Raw genomic sequence first — 15,720 nt, 5'->3', positions numbered from 1 at the left:
TCTCCTTTTTTACTTCTTCGTCATTCCTTTGAAAGCAAATGCAATGTTTGACGGACGTTCTGCCAGGCGTCTCATAAAGTAGCCGTACCAATCCTCTCCGTAAGGCAGGTAGACTCTCATGTTATAACCTTCTTTTACGAGGCTGAGCTGGGTTTGCGACCGCATGCCGTACAGCATCTGGAATTCAAACATGTCATTGGAAATGCCGTTTTCCCTGGCAAGCTGCTTTGTATAATCGATCATTTTATCGTCATGTGTCGCGATCGCTGTGTAGTGACCATTTAAGAGCTGCTTTCGGATGATTTTTTTGTAGTTCTCATCGACATCGCTTTTTTCCGGAAAAGCCACTTTCTCTGATTCCTTATATGCTCCTTTTACAAGACGAAGGAACGGTTTCAAAGAATCCAAATCGTCAATATCGTTTTCCGTCCGGTACAGATAGGCCTGTAACACCGTGCTTACATACTCGTATTTCCTTCTGAAATCCTTGAAAATATCAAGCGTTTTCTGGCATCTGACCTCGTCTTCCATGTCTATGGTGACCATGACTTTATGCTTCTCGGCCGTCTGGACGATTTTCGTCATATTTTCATACACCAGATCCATATCTATATCGAGACCTAAAGACGTCATCTTTAAAGAAACGTGTGAGTTCAGCTGCTGATCCGCAATGGTCTCAATGGTTTGGATGCATTCTTCCGTGCGTTCCCTTGCGACCTCGGCGCTGTTCACAAACTCGCCTAAATGATCGACAGTAACTGACAAGCCTTGGCTGTTAAGCTGTCGAATGGTCGGGATTGAACTGTTAAAATCATTCCCGCCGATAATTTTACCCGCTGCCACCCGGCTTCCCCAGTTTCTCGCCATCTTATTGAGAAAGCCGCTTTTGGATAAAAATAAGAAAAAATCTCTTGTGATCACTTCCAACCTCAACACCCCGCAATCTAAGAAGTATTTGTATGAGTTTATTGTAAATGGACAAAACCGTCGTTCACAATATTCTCAAAATACAAAGATTCTGATTATTTTTGTGGGTTTCTCACAATCAGATAGTTAGAAAGTCGGGGGACTTCCTGTCGAAAAATGGAGAGAGGAAGCGACAGTAACCCTCAGCTTCCTCCATCATTCCACACTTCTTCAACAGTATTCAAAAGCAGACGATTCAACTCAGGCGTGATATCTTTTTTGATGATTTTCAGCGTTTTAGCCGCTTCCATAATCCTTTCAATTTCCGTTTCAATGAATTGGTGAATTACATGAATTCTTGCTTCAAGATCCAGTTCTTCACCTTTTCTTTTGCGCTCAAGCAAGGTTTCCATCTCTGCTCTCAGTTCGGGTTCTGTAATCAGTTCATTCATCAAGACAGTAAAATCCATCGGCGGAATGGTTCCGTGCTTTTCAATCCACTTGCACGCCAGTATCGGCCGCAGCACGTAAAAATACTTTTTGATTTTCACCTCTTGCCCTTGCAGGTAATCCTTGACGTTTCTTTTTGCCATATTGATATAGTGATACACACTGGCTTCAGGCTTAAACGCTGTGCTTCGCAGCTTTCTCAGCTGCTCTGCGGTCGTAAAAGCTTCGTAATACACAATGTCTGAGGACAGCCACTCAAGCAGCGGAGGGTTTGATTTTTTGAAAAGACGCAGCGTTTTTCTCAGTTCCCAGCCGCTGATATCCAGCAAATCGTGGATCGGCTCTTCAATGACATCCCGCTCCTGCTCAATTGAAAAATACCACTCTTTTTTCGGCACATAAATAAAGCGGACATCATAATCGCTATCTTGCGATGGGAATCCCCAAGCACGGCTCCCTGATTCAACGGCATACACGATTTTAACGCTGTATTCCTGCTCAATTCGTTTTAGTTCATCAATGATTCTTTGTTTCATATATATTCGTCTCCCGTCTTTTTTCATTCCGGCTGTTTGCAGAAAAAAACCGCCCGATGATGCGGCGGCTCTTCACGTCTGTCAGCCTTTAAGATGCTGCTTAAAGAAGGCAAGCTTTTCCGTTTGAAAGGCAGGGATATACTCATGCCCAAAGTAGCGGTACACCTTCAGCTCTTTTTCTGTCTCCAGATGGTTATAGGCCGCAAACACAGTAGAAGGCGGCGTAACCTTGTCAATCAGCCCGATCGACATCAGTACAGGCACCTTCACCCTGTCAGCCAGATTCATAATATCGAAATACGTTAGTGTATTCATGGCCCGCTCTTCTGTTTCCGGGCTGCCATTTCTTCTGAAGAAGGAATTGATTTCGAGATACGGCTGTTCAAGCGCCACATCGATGGCCCGATCGAAATTGCTTAAATAAGGATAATCAGCAACAGCGGCTTTCGGAATATCTGACAGAGCCGCGGCCGCAATGGTTAAGCCTCCGCCCTGGCTTCCGCCCGTCACGCCGATTCTCGTTTCGTCGACTTCATCAAAGCTGCTGATGACTTCAAGCGCGCGGACGGCGTCCAAATAAACTCCCCGGTAGTAGTATGTATCTTTATCAAGAATTCCTTTCGTCATCCAGCCCAATGCGTGTCCGTGCGGAGAAATACTGGTGTCCTCGCTGCCCTGCTGGCCGCGGACAAGCATGCCGAACGCAGCGTATCCGTGCAGCGCCCAATTGACCATTTCATGAATTTCTCCGTCATAGCTTGCATTGTAGCCGTGATATTTCACGATCGCCGGATGCGGGCCTTCTTTGTCAGGCACCGCATACCACCCGGCAATGCTGGCATTCCCAAAACTTTTATATGTGAGGCGGTATACCTTCACCCCATCAGCAGGATAATCAACCGGCTGTAAGTCAGGAACTGCTGGAACTTTGGCAAGCTCATTCAAAGAGGATTTCCAAAACTCAAAAAAATCTTTTTGGGCAGTTTTGTCAGGCTTATACGTTTGCAATTGGTCGAGCGGCATATCGAATAGTTGCATTTCCGATTATTCTCCTTTGTTTAATAAGATTTAGTTTATTCTATACTATCACGTTTTGAATCTATTTTCTAAATTTTTTAACATCTGTTTTCTGATTCAATCCCTCGACGTGCATTTGATCTTGTGATGAATATCCTTCTATCCTTGAACACCATATTCACTCTTCTTGATCAAACGTTTGTTTAACCGATTCCCGGCTCAGTTCCATAAAGGCCTGAGCGGTCAGACTGACATAGCGGTTCTTTAAAAATACAAAAACCAGAGTGCGTGAAGGCGCGGATTGAAGAGATAAATAGATGACACCCGGGTCTTTGTCTCTTTTGACCATATTTGGCGCCAGTGTTACCCCCAAACCGTTTGCCACAAGGGATTGCGCGGTTTCGATGTGGCTCGTTTTAAACGCCGCGTGTGGCTTAAAGCCGCTTTCCGCACATAGGTCAAGTACCGTCCGGCGAAAACCGTAGCCCTCCTTCAGCAAAATAAAAGGAACGTGCTTTGCCATCTCAAGCGGCACACACGGCGGCCGGCTCCCCTCTCTTTCCAGCGCTTTATCAATCAATGCAGTCATGTCGGTCGGCATCCACCTTTGTTTTTCCTTTGGTACGGCAAGAACGATCGGCTCCGTCAGCAAGGGTTCGATGGAGAGACTCTCATCCTCGATCGGCAAGGATAAAACAGAAAGATCAACCTCTCCCTTTGCCGTCATCTCCTCTAAGGCAGCCGGGTCTTTTTCGATAAGCTGAACCTCCACATGGGGATAACGCGCCAAAAACTGCTTCAGCAGCGGAGGAAAAATATATCTCCCTGTTACAGCGGGAATCCCGATCGAAAGCTTGTGTCCCAGTCCTTGAGAACGCTCCTGCATCTCCCGCAGCAAGTCATCCCTTGATCGAATGATGTCCTCAGCCTTTTCAATAAAACGGCGGCCGTGCGGTGTCAGCGTAACAGAGCCGTGTGACCTGTGAAAAAGAGTAAGCCCAAGTTCCATCTCCAGCTTTTTGATTTGCTGGCTGAGAGAAGGCTGGGCGATATGAAGGTGCTCCGCCGCTTTTGTAAAGCTCTGGCGGCGGGCAATTTCCGCAGCATATTCCATCACTTTAATATCCATTTCAGCCTCCATAGGTTGAAACTATCGAATTCATCATTTTTATATCTTGGACGAATCATAACAGACATTGCTAACATAATCCATATCACCACCAAAATTGAAGGAGCTGGTTCACTTGCCAAACGAAACTCCGTTTTCGAAAAATGCTGAGATGTACCGTGATGAGAAGGTATTTGCTGAGGGTGAAGATTTAGCGATGCTGATCAAAACTGCGGAATGCCGCGCAGAGCAGCGAGTGCTTGATGTCGGAGCGGGAGCGGGCCATACAGCGCTGGCTTTTGCCCCTTACGTCCAAGAATGCATCGGCATTGATGCGACGCAAGAAATGGTTGACGTTGCTTCATCTTTTGCGAAAGAAAAAGGCGCTGGCAATGTACACTTTCAGAAAGGAACGGCAGAGGAGCTTCCTTTCCCTGACGATTCATTTGATGTCATCACCTGCCGATATGCGGCTCACCACTTTTCCAATGTTCATCAAGCCGTCAGTGAAGTTGCACGCGTGCTGAAAAAGAACGGGCGGTTTTTCCTGGTCGATCACTACGCGCCTGAAGCTCCTGATCTTGATGAGTTTGTCAATCATTTGAACCGGCTCAGAGATCCTTCTCATGTACGCGAAAGTTCATTATCGGAATGGCAGTCAATGTTTACGGCCAACCAGCTCGGCTATGAAGAAATCCAAAAGTGGAATTTGCCGATTGAATACAACAGCTGGATCAAAAGAGGCGGAACCCCCGCCGATCGGGAACAGCGTATCATCAGCCATTTGAACAACGCGTCTGACGAAGCCCGTGACACCTTTTGCCTCGAATTGAATCAAAACGGAAAGCCTGAATCCTTTTGCTTAAAAGCAATATTGATCCAAGGCGTGAAGCGATAAAAAAAAAGCCGTGCATACCGCACGGCTTTTACATTGGCTGATAAAGATCCCAACCGATTTTTAACGTCTCCACAATGTAATCTGCAATCTCTTCAGGAGCAAGGTTGTCTGTTTCCACTTTTGAATTGTGCTTGTCATAGATGACTTTTCTCTCGTTAAACAGCTGCTCCATTTCATCCATTGACCGGTTATGCAGCACCGGACGGCTTTCGATCAGCAAATCCGCGCGCTGCTTCCAGTTCTCCCAAGACAGATCGAGGTGAAGCACCAGACAATGTTCGAGACAGCACTTTCTGATTTCCTCTTGTTTAAAAGAGCCTCCGCCAAGTGAGACAATTTTAAATCTTGTATGGTGGCATAGATTCAGGATATATTCTTTTTCTGTTTTACGGAAAAAGTCCTCACCTTTTTTTTCAAACATCTCAGGGATCGACATGTTGAAATCCTTTTCGATTTCTTGGTCAATATCGATAAAATCTCTATATAATTTCTTAGCGACCAATTGGCCGATTGTCGTTTTTCCTACACCCATGAATCCAATCAGGACGATATTTCTTTCTCTTACTGGGATGGCTCGTTTAGCGTTCATCTTCGGCGAAATCCTCCTAAGGAATGAAAGTTTATCTTCATTATATGCTGATTTTGCGAATATTTATATAGGTACCGGCTCGGGCAACCTCTATTTCATCGTCATCCGGTCAAGCTTCCCTACAATAAACTAACAGAACCGCTCCGCAGTCAATATGTTAATAGCCGTGATGCAGAATAAAAGATGTAACATGACGAAACGTGTTTTTGAGCAGTCGGCTCCGTTTCTTTTTTGCGTTCAATAACCTTCTTGTCCGGATGACATTCATTGTACAACATTTTCAGAAATAATTTAATACTTCGACGCAAAAAAGCATTAAATGATTAAACGCCCTTCCTCTCTCTGCGTTTATCCGTTTTTCATCAGGGAAAAAGATGACGGGAGGGATGTGAGATGAAAATAAGCTTTTGTACAACCGGATGTAAAAAGCAAAATGTAATGGACGTCATTTCCTTTGCGAAGGAGCAGTCCTTTGACGGGATTGATTTGTGGTACGGCCACATCGAACAATATGAACAGGACTTCGGGCCGCTGGACGGCCTTTATACCCTGCTGCAGCAGCATAAATTGAAGGTGCCCGTGGTCAGCTTATACACCGATTTTGTGACACAAGGAGAAGAAGAAACAAAAGAAGCAGTGAGAAAAGGACTTCGGGCGGCGAGACAGCTTCACAGCCCGCTTATTCGCGTATTTGCCGGCAATCAGGCGTCAAACAGAACGTCACCGGAAAAATGGCTGCGTGCGGTTGAACAATTCCAGCAGGCTTCCCAAATGGCAGACGGCTATGAGGTGAATATCGGTCTGGAAATTCACTACGATACGTATGCCGATACACCTGAAGCTGCTTTAACATTTTTGAAGGATGTCGGCCATCCGAGACTCCGAACGATTTTTGACGGGTCAAATCTGCACGTGAACCGAATTGACCTGCTGCCCGCTTTAGAAAAAACCTTTCATACGATCAGCCATATCCATTTGAAAAACTACCGCTGGAACTTTGATAACTGGTATCTGAGCGAGCCAACTCCGATTTTTCAAGGAGATCTCGATCAAAAAGCATTTTTAAAAGAGCTGATGAACAGACAATATGATGGTTTTGTTTCTCTTGAGTATTTTGGAGAACATGCCTTTACGCATATAAAGGAATCGCTCCGCGAATATACGTCTGTTTTTTCCCGCTGACTCTTCGATCGAAGGGTCTTTTTTTGTATCATAAACAAAAAGGGGGATATCATGATGATCATTTGGATAAATGGGGCTTTCGGTTCCGGAAAAACACAAACAGCGTTTGAACTGCACAGAAGGCTGAAACCGTACCGCCGGATATCGCTAAAGACGACTTTCAAAGCTACCCTCTGTGGCGGGAATTCAATTACAGCATGCTTTCCTATTTGTCAGATACATATCAGGGCAGCATCATTGTGCCCATGACCATTACGAACGATCAATACTTCGATGACATTATCGGCAGGCTGAGACAGGATGGCCGGACCATTCACCACTTTACCCTGCTGGCTTCAAAGGAAACATTGCTGAATCGCCTGCGCACAAGAGCGGAAGGAAAAAACTCCTGGGCCGCAAAACAAATCGACCGCTGCATCAACAGCCTGTCTGATAGCCTCTTCACAGAACATCTCCATACAGACCAAATGTCTATTCAGCAGGTCGCAGAAACGATCGCTGCCCAAGCAAATCTGCCGCTTGAGCCTGATTCGAGAGGCAGCCTGCGAAGATTCACTGACAGATTGATGGTGAAGCTGAATCATATCCGCATCAAATAAAAGACGTTTTGAAAACAGGTCCCTGATACATGCAAATGGATCAATAAATAAAAAGCCCACTCCAAGAGTGGGCTCATATTATTTCCACCAGTCATCAAACATAGAAGCTGGGACCTGGCGCTTATGCTCCGTCACGCGGTAGCGTTTCTCCAGCGCTTCTGACGCCTTCGCCGATACTTCTTTTCCTTCGAGATAATCATCAATCTCATCATAGGAAATGCCAAGCTCAGTTTCATCGGACTGCTGCGGCTTTTCATCCAGCAGATCGGCAGTCGGTTCTTTTAAGTATAAGCGTTCCGGTGCATCCAGCTCTTTCAGCAGGCTTCTTCCCTGACGCTTTGTTAAACCTGTCAGCGGCAGGAGATCTGCGCCTCCGTCACCGTATTTCGTAAAGAAACCAGTCACGGCTTCGGCCGCATGGTCTGTTCCAATCACAAGAAGGCCTTCTTGGCCGCCGATCGCGTATTGAGCAATCATTCTCGTTCTCGCTTTTACGTTTCCTTTATTAAAGTCTGTCAGCTTATCGCCTGTCTCTTGCTGATATTGGTCCGCAAAAGCGCTGACTGTTGATTGAATGTCAAATTTCCATGATTTATCCGGCTTGATGAATTTCAGAGCGAGCTGAGCATCATCTTCATCCTGCTGTGTGCCGTGCGGAAGACGGACCGCGATAAATTGAGCATCTCCGCCCTCCTCGCGAATGCTTTCCACCGCAAGCTGAGCAAGTCTTCCCGCAAGTGTTGAATCCTGTCCCCCGCTGATGCCAAGCACAAGTCCTTTAGCGCCGGTTTTCTTTACATATTGTTTTAAAAAATTGACTCTGTCCTCAATTTCTTGCTTTGGGTCAATTGAGGGCTTCACATGTAATTCACGCATAATCTTTTCCTGCATGCTCATCCCAATCATTCCTCCTGTACATTTTCGCTTGTTTCTTACTGTTCATTTCCCCGAATCAATGAAAATGAATCATGACTGTTATGTATCCATATTAACTATAGCACAGGTCTTATTTCATAGTGAATAAGAGAGATCAGCTGACTTCAACCCGTATGGACGTCACACTGTCGCCATTGCACTTTCCTTTTTCAATCGGGCAGGAAGAAAACGCGACAACCAAATCCATCTCCGCTCTGAGTCTGACGTAATCCCCGGCATTTGACAGCGGCGTTTCCACAGACAGATTCCCCTTCTCATCCAGAACGGTATTCATAAAAATCGCAAACGGATAATGCATATGCGGCTTCGGCACGCCGAACTGCTCAAGCGCCCTGTTCATATTGTCATAACACGTATCCTGGAACTCGTCCTTTTGTTTTCCGTATAACAGCCTGTTCATATCAGGACGGCAGGCCGGCAGAAGCAAGTCATGCTTGCCGACTGTATCCTCAATGAGCGTCAGCATCGGTTTATACAAATTAGAGTAAATATGATCGTTGACCTTCACATGAATGGAATGATTGGCATCAATAGTCGCTCCCTGATCAAGATGCTCATAAAAATCCTTTGCGTGGTACGCCACAAAATCAGCAACCTGCTGCCCCTCTACATCAACCACCTTCAAAATCTGTCCCTTTTTCAGCTTCAGGCCGAGCCCTTTCTTCGGCTGAACAATATATTGCTGTGTCATCCGCTTCGCTCCTTTTTCTATTAGTATGAACGTTTACCATCGCCTCCATGTAAAAAGAGGCAAAAATCCGATGCATATAAGCCTTGCGCGGGTTGCAATCTAACCTTAGATAAAAGGGGTTGAATGTAAATGAGTCAAACAAAAAAAGACCAAGAAAAAGGAAATCTGGCTTGGTGGCAGCTTTCATTAATCGGGATAGGATGCACAATCGGAACAGGATTTTTTCTCGGTTCCAGCATCGCAATTGTGAAAAGCGGATTTTCCGTTCTGCTTTCATTTCTAATTGGAGCGATCGGCACGTATTTTGTATTCGAGCAGCTTGCCAAGCTGTCGGCAAAGCAGCCTGAAAAAGGCTCGTTTTGTGCGTATGCGCGAAAAGCGTTTGGCAGGTGGGCCGGCTTCAGCAACGGCTGGGTGTACTGGTCATCTGAAATGCTGATTACCGGAAGCCAGCTGACAGCCATTTCGTTATTTACGAAGCATTGGTTTCCTCAAGTGCCGCTGTGGGTATTTGCCTCCATCTATGCTGTACTGGGGCTTCTCATTATTTTTACCGGGCTGTCTGTTTTTGAGAAGACTGAAAACGTACTGGCCGTCATCAAAACAGCCGCTATTTTTATGTTCATTGTCATTGCCATTCTTGCATTATGCGGCATCCTGTCCGGCGGAAGGCCCGATGTACAGGTTCCAAATAAGACGAGTGAGTTTTTCCCATACGGTGCCATGGGGCTGTGGACAGGCTTAATCTACGCGTTTTACGCATTTGGCGGAATTGAAGTCATGGGGCTGATGGCGGTTCACTTAAAAAAACCAGAGGAGGCGTCTAAATCAGGAAAACTGATGCTGGCGACGCTGGCGATTATTTATATCATTTCGATTGGACTGGCCTTGCTGCTTGTTCCATTGCACAGGTTTACTGAGCAGGACAGCCCGTTCATTACGTCATTAAAAGGATATAACCTTGAGATCATCCTTGATATATTTAATGGCATTTTCATCATCGCCGGATTCTCGACCCTCGTTGCTTCGCTTTTTGCCGTTACGACATTGCTTTGTACGATGGCAGATGACGGTGACGCGCCAAAATGCTTTACCTTAAAGGAAGGCAAAAAAATATGCTGGCCGGCACTGGGATTGACGTTTGCGGGACTTGTCCTATCCATCATTCTGTCTTTAGTGCTGCCCAAAAACATTTATGAGCACATGACGACTGCTGCGGGACTTATGCTTTTATACACTTGGCTGTTTATCCTGTTCTCCAGCAAAAAGCTGACTGATCCTGAAGGATTGGGAAAAACGCAAATTTATTTAGCCATGGTTCTGATTGCAGCAGCTGTATCCGGTACACTGTTTGAAAAATCAAGCCGGCCCGGTTTTTTTGTGAGCATAGGTTTTCTCGTGGTCATTGCCATCGTTACCATGATTTATCAAAAAAAGCAGGGACATAAAGACCGCCCTGCCAGCCCGTGATTTATTTCATTTTGTTGAACATGTTTTTTAAATAAGAAAACGGGCACTTTGATACCTGTTGTTCGTCGTCACGGAGGAAATACTGTTTCCATTCACGGTTATCCTTTCCTCCATACCAGCCTAAATGCGGATGAACCGGGGCTTGATCGTAGGCTTTTAACCGGGATCGGATCAGCCTGCTCATGTTGCGTCCAAATGCGGTTGATCCATTTAAGTCATCAAACACCCATCTTGGCTGAAACGTGATCATAAAATAGGGAAAGCTCCGGCTTCTTCTCGCCTCATGCCCCGGTGTAGCGCACAGAATAAAGTACGGCTCGCCGTCAAAACAAAACTCCCATTTATAATGCTCGGGATCGGCCGGAATGTCTTCCGGCCACTCTTTTTTGTCTTGATGATTCAGTCTATTTAAAAAGCTCCAAAACAGCTCTTCGTATGCTTCAATTGAATAGTGCTCAGCCAAATCCTCCGGTGTATCAAACAACACAACGAGGGATGCATATTTTCCAGTGTCCCGCGATATCCTGCCGTACTCCGCAAGCAATGGAGCCAGTTCCTCCGCTGTCCGATTTTCCCGCGGATCTCCGGCAAAAGCAATGCGAAGCTGATCAGTCAGAAACGCCTGGCGTCCGGGAATGCATGGAAACGTATCCGCGTCATCCGCCACAGTTTCTGCCAGCAGCTCAAAAGCGATTCTTTGCCATTCAGGAAGCTCTTCTTGCATACGTTCCAGAAAACTTTTGGTGTAAATCCCCTTCACCATTGATCCACCTCCAGTATCGTCTGAATACTATATTAAAACCGGAGGCGGCGGGTGACTGTCCTTCATGAATCAGCCCAATAACTGTTTGATGCCCTGATAACCGAAGTAAAAGCCAAATACAAGAAGGGATATACCTGCAATTCCGGTTAATCCTCTCAAGAGCTTTTCATGAAGCAGATTTCTGAACATGCTGGCTGTAATAGCCATGCAAAAATCCCAGATTAATATGCCGATCATGATGCCGGAGCTATAGATCAGAAGCTGATTCATATTGTAGGCCTCTGCTGTTTTCGCAAGTATGCTTCCGTAAATCCCAAGCCAAAAAAGGATGCTCAAAGGATTTGACAGTGAAATAAGGAAACCCGAAGTGAACGTTTTCCTGTAAGACGGTTTTCCCCGCGAGCTTCGTACATCCATCGGTTCTCTAACATTTTTCAGTGTTTCAATTCCGGTATAGGTCAGAACAAAAAAGCCGAAGAGCCACAAAAATGTTTTCACGAATGGAGCGGTCAAAAACTGCGACAGCCCGAAATAGATAAAAAGCATGTACAGTCCGTCCGCTGTCATGGCGCCTAAACCAAAAATCCATGCATGCCAAAACCCGTTTTTAATGCCTTTATCAATTTGCGCCGCATTGACAGGTCCTACAGGCGCAGACAAGGACAGCCCCAGCACAATATAACTCAAAAAAATGTTCACCGACCCGTACTCCCCTCTCTTACTCAACTTGTACAATTTATTCGGGAACGGGCCAAGCTATGCACAAAAATCACCTATTGTTTCAAGCGGTCAAGCTCTTCCTCTATAATATCGGAGGCTTTGCCGATAAAACCGAAAATCAGTTCCAATTCCTCCTCCGTATACTCGCGGCACAGATCCATCGTCGACTCTGACAGTGAACGGAACAAATCCTTCACATGCTGTTTAGAAGCGGTTAAAGGCACGATAATCACTCTTCTGCGGTCGTGCGGATCCTTTTCGCGCGTCACATACCCCGCTTTTTCGAGGCGGTCAACAAGCGCCGTAACGGAACCCGTGCTGAGTCCCGTCTTTTTTCCCAGTTCGCCGGCCGTCATTGGCCCCGCTTCATTTAAGATGTCAGCTGATTTCAAATCGGTGGGAAACAGACCGAGAGCCTGAGCGGCTGCCTGATGAAACAGAACCGTTCTTGTGCCCAATTTCCGAAAAAGCTGAACGGCAGTCTTTTCCAACTCACTTCTGGAATCTCTTGTTGACAACTGACAGTCCTCCCTATAAAATCAAATTTATCTTGATAATCGAGATAATTAATAATCAAACTATTATCATGATATCAAACCTTACTTAGAAAAGGTAGAGGAGGCAGATTAAATGGATACAACAGCCGCAAAAAATCCTTCCACTAAATTTGTGGTTCTCGGTCTTTTGCTGGGCATCTTAATGTCCGCGATGGACAATACAATTGTTGCCACAGCGATGGGCAGCATCGTGGCTGATCTTGGAAGCTTTGATAAATTTGCATGGGTAACTGCATCCTACATGGTAGCGGTGATGGCTGGAATGCCGATTTACGGCAAGCTTTCCGACATGTACGGCCGAAAACGTTTTTTCCTGTTTGGACTTATCTTTTTCTTAATCGGGTCGGCATTATGCGGAATCGCACAAACAATGAACCAGCTGATCATCTACCGGGCCATTCAGGGGATTGGAGGCGGAGCGCTCCTGCCGATTGCCTTCACGATTATCTTTGATTTGTTTCCGCCGGAAAAACGCGGAAAAATGTCGGGCATGTTCGGCGCTGTATTTGGATTATCAAGTGTTCTCGGCCCGCTGTTAGGCGCTATTATCACAGACTCTATCAGCTGGCACTGGGTGTTTTACATCAACGTCCCTATCGGTGCACTGTCATTGTTTTTCATCATTCGCTATTACAAAGAATCGCTGGAGCATAAAAAGCAGAAAATTGATTGGGGCGGCGCGATTACTTTAGTCGTATCCATTGTGTGCCTGATGTTTGCGCTTGAGCTCGGCGGCAAAACATACGACTGGAATTCGATTCAAATCATTGGCCTGTTTATCATTTTCGCTGTTTTCTTTATTGCCTTTTTTATTGTGGAGCGAAAAGCGGAAGAACCGATTATCTCCTTCTGGATGTTTAAGAATCGCTTGTTTGCCACAGCGCAGATTCTCGCTTTTCTTTATGGCGGAACATTCATTATTTTAGCAGTATTTATTCCGATTTTCGTACAGGCGGTATACGGCAGCTCAGCGACAAGCGCAGGCTTCATTCTGACACCGATGATGATCGGATCAGTGATCGGAAGTATGATCGGCGGAATCTTCCAAACGAAGGCAAGCTTCCGCAATCTGATGCTGATTTCCGTCATATCTTTCTTTATCGGCATGCTGCTGCTTTCCAATATGACGCCGGACACAGCGCGCGTATGGCTGACTGTCTTTATGATGATTTCAGGCTTCGGCGTAGGCTTTAACTTCTCGCTGCTCCCGGCAGCATCCATGAATGATCTTGAACCTCGTTTTCGGGGAACGGCCAACTCCACGAATTCATTTTTACGATCATTCGGCATGACGCTCGGGGTCACGATTTTCGGCACGGTTCAGACAAACGTGTTCACTAACCAGCTCAGCGATGCCTTCAGCGGGATGAAAGGCTCCGCCGGCTCAGGCGCTCCGCAGAATATCGGTGATCCACAGGCGATTTTCCAAGCCGGCACACGATCACAGATCCCTGATGCGATTCTGAACCGGATCATCGACGCCATGTCATCAAGCATCACATATGTCTTTTTACTTGCTTTGATTCCAATTGTTCTCGCAGCGATCACCGTTTTGTTCATGGGAAAAACAAGAGTCAAAACAACTGAGGAAATGACGAAGAAAGCAAATTAATACAAAAAGCAGTACACCTCGAGTGTACTGCTTTTTTTCTATTAAACACCTAATCTTGCAAGAATAAACGTCCATATGCAGATGATCAATAGCAGAATCAGACTATACATCACTGTCCGTTTAAACAGCTTTGATTCCTTCCCTGTCTGGCCGACCGCGGCAGCGGCAATGGCGATAGATTGCGGAGAAACGAGCTTCGCCATCACCCCGCCCGCCGTATTTGCGGCTAACAGCAAATCAGATCCGGCACCGATCTGTGCTCCGGTGACAACCTGCAAATGCCCGAACAGAGCGTTATTGCTGACAACTGAGCCAGTAATGAACACGCCGATCCAGCCGAGAACAGGACTCACAAACGGGAACAAATCGCCTGTTTTCGCCAGTGCCAGCCCGATGGAAGAGCTGAGCCCCGCGAAGTTGGCCAGATTGGCAAACGCCATCACAAAGCAGATCGTGACTATCGGCATCCACAGTTCTTTCCCTGTCTCCTTCAAGCAACTGAAGCCATCCCGATAAGAGAAATTTTTGCTGAACAGTCCTGTAACGATGACTGCGGCTAAAATCGCTGTACCTGTCGCCGATAACAAATCGACTTTAAAAATCGCATCAAGCGGCATGGTAGATGGGGCAATGGGCGGCATTTTCATAATTTGCTGATGCAGAAAAGGCATCTTGAACAAAAGCGTTGTCTGATAGAAGAGCCCGCCTTCTTGGAAAAGCGCTTTGAATGCAGGAAGGCTCCAGATGGTGATCGCCGCAGTTAAAATGTAGAAAGGAGACCACGCTTTGGCAATGTCTGCGGTGCTGTATCTCTTTTTCTCACCAGTTTCTTCGGCTCCCTGCTCACGGTAAATCTGTTTTGGCTGCCACTTGCGCAGGAAAAGCGCAAGCCCGCCCATACTGAACAGCGCCGCCAAAATGTTAGCTAATTCCGGTCCGAGCACAGCCATTGTCAGCGTCTGAACCGCTGTATATATACCGCTGACAACCAACAAGGCAGGCCAGGTTTGTTTGATTCCCTTCATCCGGTCTAATAAGAACACGAGTAAAAACGGAATCAGAAAAGTAATCATCGGCAGTGTCCAGATCAATGCCCGAGACAGCTCAAGAGAAGACAAGTCTCCAATTTGCGCGCCTGTAATCACCGGTATCCCGATCGCGCCAAAGGCTCCAGAGGCAGCATTCGCAATCAAGCAGAGCGCCGCCGCCTTTAACGGTTTAAAGCCAAGTTCGACGAGCAGCGCCGCACTAATTGCAATCGGAACACCAAAGCCGGCCGCGCCTTCCAAAAATGCGTTAAAACAAAAACCGATTAATAATAGCTGTAATCTTTGGTCAGGCGAAATGCCGGCAATGCTGGAACGAATAATGGTAAACTTCCCGGTTTTCACAGCGATTTTATAGAGCCACACTGCCATCAGGACAATGTAGCCGATCGGCCACAAACCGCTTCCAATGCCTAATAAAACAGAAGAAACGGCTTTTTCAACCGGCATGTGAAATGCCAATACGGCAACCAAAAAGCTGGCAACTAGGGTCAGAAATGCCGCAAGAATGCCTTTCATCTTAAAAACGGTTAAAGCTAAGAGAAAAAAGAGAATCGGTGTGAGCGCAACCAGTGCGCTCACATACTCGTTTCCAAACGGATCATACAACTGCTCCCACATTGACAATCAGCCCTTTACT

At 46.2% G+C, this 15,720-nt stretch carries 15 protein-coding genes and 1 pseudogene; 5 read left to right on the top strand and 11 right to left on the bottom strand.

Annotated features, from left to right (window positions below; all coding sequences use genetic code 11):
- Positions 1-9: 9 nt before the first annotated feature.
- The 4 genes from putB to WA325_RS14260 form a co-directional block, all read right to left on the bottom strand.
- Positions 10-921 (bottom strand): proline dehydrogenase PutB, encoded by a 912-nt coding sequence (gene putB / locus WA325_RS14275; RefSeq protein WP_081638229.1) that lies wholly within the window; start codon positions 919-921, stop codon positions 10-12.
- Positions 922-1,109: 188 nt separating this feature from the next.
- Positions 1,110-1,892: a nucleotidyltransferase domain-containing protein gene (locus WA325_RS14270; RefSeq protein WP_024120156.1), complete on the bottom strand. Its 783-nt coding sequence runs from the start codon at positions 1,890-1,892 to the stop codon at positions 1,110-1,112.
- Between the two features lie 81 nt (positions 1,893-1,973).
- Positions 1,974-2,930 carry a cephalosporin C deacetylase gene (gene cah / locus WA325_RS14265; RefSeq protein ID WP_336183837.1) on the bottom strand — a complete coding sequence of 319 codons (957 nt, stop codon included), beginning with the start codon at positions 2,928-2,930 and terminating at the stop codon, positions 1,974-1,976.
- A 157-nt stretch (positions 2,931-3,087) separates the two neighbouring features.
- A complete protein-coding gene (locus tag WA325_RS14260) occupies positions 3,088-4,038 on the bottom strand; it encodes a LysR family transcriptional regulator (RefSeq protein ID WP_336183836.1) in 951 nt (316 codons plus the stop codon).
- 115 nt (positions 4,039-4,153) lie between these two features.
- Here WA325_RS14260 and WA325_RS14255 point away from each other — a divergent pair, with 115 nt between their 5' ends.
- Complete coding sequence (locus WA325_RS14255; RefSeq protein ID WP_095714444.1) at positions 4,154-4,915, top strand: class I SAM-dependent methyltransferase; 762 nt, start codon at positions 4,154-4,156, stop codon at positions 4,913-4,915.
- A gap of 28 nt (positions 4,916-4,943) precedes the next feature.
- Here the strand turns inward: WA325_RS14255 and WA325_RS14250 are convergent, their stop codons facing one another.
- The gene (locus WA325_RS14250) at positions 4,944-5,504 is read right to left on the bottom strand and encodes a shikimate kinase (RefSeq protein WP_024120152.1); all 561 of its coding nucleotides are present in this window, start codon (positions 5,502-5,504) and stop codon (positions 4,944-4,946) included.
- A gap of 393 nt (positions 5,505-5,897) precedes the next feature.
- Here WA325_RS14250 and WA325_RS14245 point away from each other — a divergent pair, with 393 nt between their 5' ends.
- Entirely contained in the window at positions 5,898-6,686 is a 789-nt protein-coding gene (locus WA325_RS14245; protein WP_336183835.1) for a sugar phosphate isomerase/epimerase family protein, read from the top strand.
- A 54-nt stretch (positions 6,687-6,740) separates the two neighbouring features.
- Positions 6,741-7,285 (top strand): annotated as a pseudogene (locus tag WA325_RS14240) (tunicamycin resistance protein).
- Positions 7,286-7,363: 78 nt separating this feature from the next.
- Here WA325_RS14240 and nadE read toward each other — a convergent pair.
- Both nadE and WA325_RS14230 read right to left on the bottom strand, forming a co-directional pair.
- Positions 7,364-8,182 (bottom strand): ammonia-dependent NAD(+) synthetase, encoded by an 819-nt coding sequence (gene nadE / locus WA325_RS14235; RefSeq protein WP_336183834.1) that lies wholly within the window; start codon positions 8,180-8,182, stop codon positions 7,364-7,366.
- Positions 8,183-8,315: 133 nt separating this feature from the next.
- Positions 8,316-8,912: a DUF1989 domain-containing protein gene (locus tag WA325_RS14230; protein ID WP_044161986.1), complete on the bottom strand. Its 597-nt coding sequence runs from the start codon at positions 8,910-8,912 to the stop codon at positions 8,316-8,318.
- A 129-nt stretch (positions 8,913-9,041) separates the two neighbouring features.
- On the opposite strand from WA325_RS14230, the gene WA325_RS14225 reads away from it, so the two are divergent.
- On the top strand, positions 9,042-10,382 hold the full coding sequence (locus tag WA325_RS14225; RefSeq protein WP_105992139.1) for an amino acid permease: 1,341 nt from the start codon (positions 9,042-9,044) through the stop codon (positions 10,380-10,382).
- A 1-nt stretch (position 10,383) separates the two neighbouring features.
- On the opposite strand, the gene WA325_RS14220 is transcribed toward WA325_RS14225, so the two are convergent.
- The 3 genes from WA325_RS14220 to WA325_RS14210 all read right to left on the bottom strand — a co-directional run bounded on the left by WA325_RS14220 (position 10,384) and on the right by WA325_RS14210 (position 12,383).
- Positions 10,384-11,145, bottom strand: a complete 762-nt coding sequence (locus WA325_RS14220; RefSeq protein ID WP_105992140.1) for a YqcI/YcgG family protein — start codon at positions 11,143-11,145, stop codon at positions 10,384-10,386.
- Positions 11,146-11,214: 69 nt separating this feature from the next.
- On the bottom strand, positions 11,215-11,844 hold the full coding sequence (locus WA325_RS14215) for a LysE family translocator (RefSeq protein WP_105955376.1): 630 nt from the start codon (positions 11,842-11,844) through the stop codon (positions 11,215-11,217).
- A 74-nt stretch (positions 11,845-11,918) separates the two neighbouring features.
- On the bottom strand, positions 11,919-12,383 hold the full coding sequence (locus tag WA325_RS14210) for a MarR family transcriptional regulator (protein WP_336183832.1): 465 nt from the start codon (positions 12,381-12,383) through the stop codon (positions 11,919-11,921).
- 112 nt (positions 12,384-12,495) lie between these two features.
- On the opposite strand from WA325_RS14210, the gene bmr3 reads away from it, so the two are divergent.
- Positions 12,496-14,034 (top strand): multidrug efflux MFS transporter Bmr3, encoded by a 1,539-nt coding sequence (bmr3, locus tag WA325_RS14205; RefSeq protein ID WP_105955378.1) that lies wholly within the window; start codon positions 12,496-12,498, stop codon positions 14,032-14,034.
- 41 nt (positions 14,035-14,075) lie between these two features.
- On the opposite strand, the gene WA325_RS14200 is transcribed toward bmr3, so the two are convergent.
- Positions 14,076-15,701, bottom strand: coding sequence for an L-lactate permease (locus WA325_RS14200; protein ID WP_336183831.1), 1,626 nt, complete (start codon positions 15,699-15,701; stop codon positions 14,076-14,078).
- Positions 15,702-15,720: the final 19 nt, after the last annotated feature.

The organism is Bacillus sp. 205(2023) (assembly GCF_037027485.1).
GTDB lineage: Bacteria > Bacillota > Bacilli > Bacillales > Bacillaceae > Bacillus > Bacillus halotolerans.
The sequence above is the reverse complement of the archived record's forward strand: the minus strand, read 5'-3'. Positions and strand labels throughout refer to the sequence as shown.

Excerpts from the sequence above, each read along its gene's own strand:
- WA325_RS14270 (WP_024120156.1), bottom strand. The coding sequence starts at position 1,892 with ATGAAACAAAGAATCATTGATGAACTAAAACGAATTGAGCAGGAATAC.
- cah (WP_336183837.1), bottom strand. The coding sequence starts at position 2,930 with ATGCAACTATTCGATATGCCGCTCGACCAATTGCAAACGTATAAGCCT.
- WA325_RS14260 (WP_336183836.1), bottom strand. The coding sequence starts at position 4,038 with ATGGATATTAAAGTGATGGAATATGCTGCGGAAATTGCCCGCCGCCAG.
- WA325_RS14250 (WP_024120152.1), bottom strand. The coding sequence starts at position 5,504 with ATGAACGCTAAACGAGCCATCCCAGTAAGAGAAAGAAATATCGTCCTG.
- WA325_RS14245 (WP_336183835.1), top strand. The coding sequence starts at position 5,898 with ATGAAAATAAGCTTTTGTACAACCGGATGTAAAAAGCAAAATGTAATG.
- nadE (WP_336183834.1), bottom strand. The coding sequence starts at position 8,182 with ATGAGCATGCAGGAAAAGATTATGCGTGAATTACATGTGAAGCCCTCA.
- WA325_RS14230 (WP_044161986.1), bottom strand. The coding sequence starts at position 8,912 with ATGACACAGCAATATATTGTTCAGCCGAAGAAAGGGCTCGGCCTGAAG.
- WA325_RS14225 (WP_105992139.1), top strand. The coding sequence starts at position 9,042 with ATGAGTCAAACAAAAAAAGACCAAGAAAAAGGAAATCTGGCTTGGTGG.
- WA325_RS14220 (WP_105992140.1), bottom strand. The coding sequence starts at position 11,145 with ATGGTGAAGGGGATTTACACCAAAAGTTTTCTGGAACGTATGCAAGAA.
- bmr3 (WP_105955378.1), top strand. The coding sequence starts at position 12,496 with ATGGATACAACAGCCGCAAAAAATCCTTCCACTAAATTTGTGGTTCTC.
- WA325_RS14200 (WP_336183831.1), bottom strand. The coding sequence starts at position 15,701 with ATGTGGGAGCAGTTGTATGATCCGTTTGGAAACGAGTATGTGAGCGCA.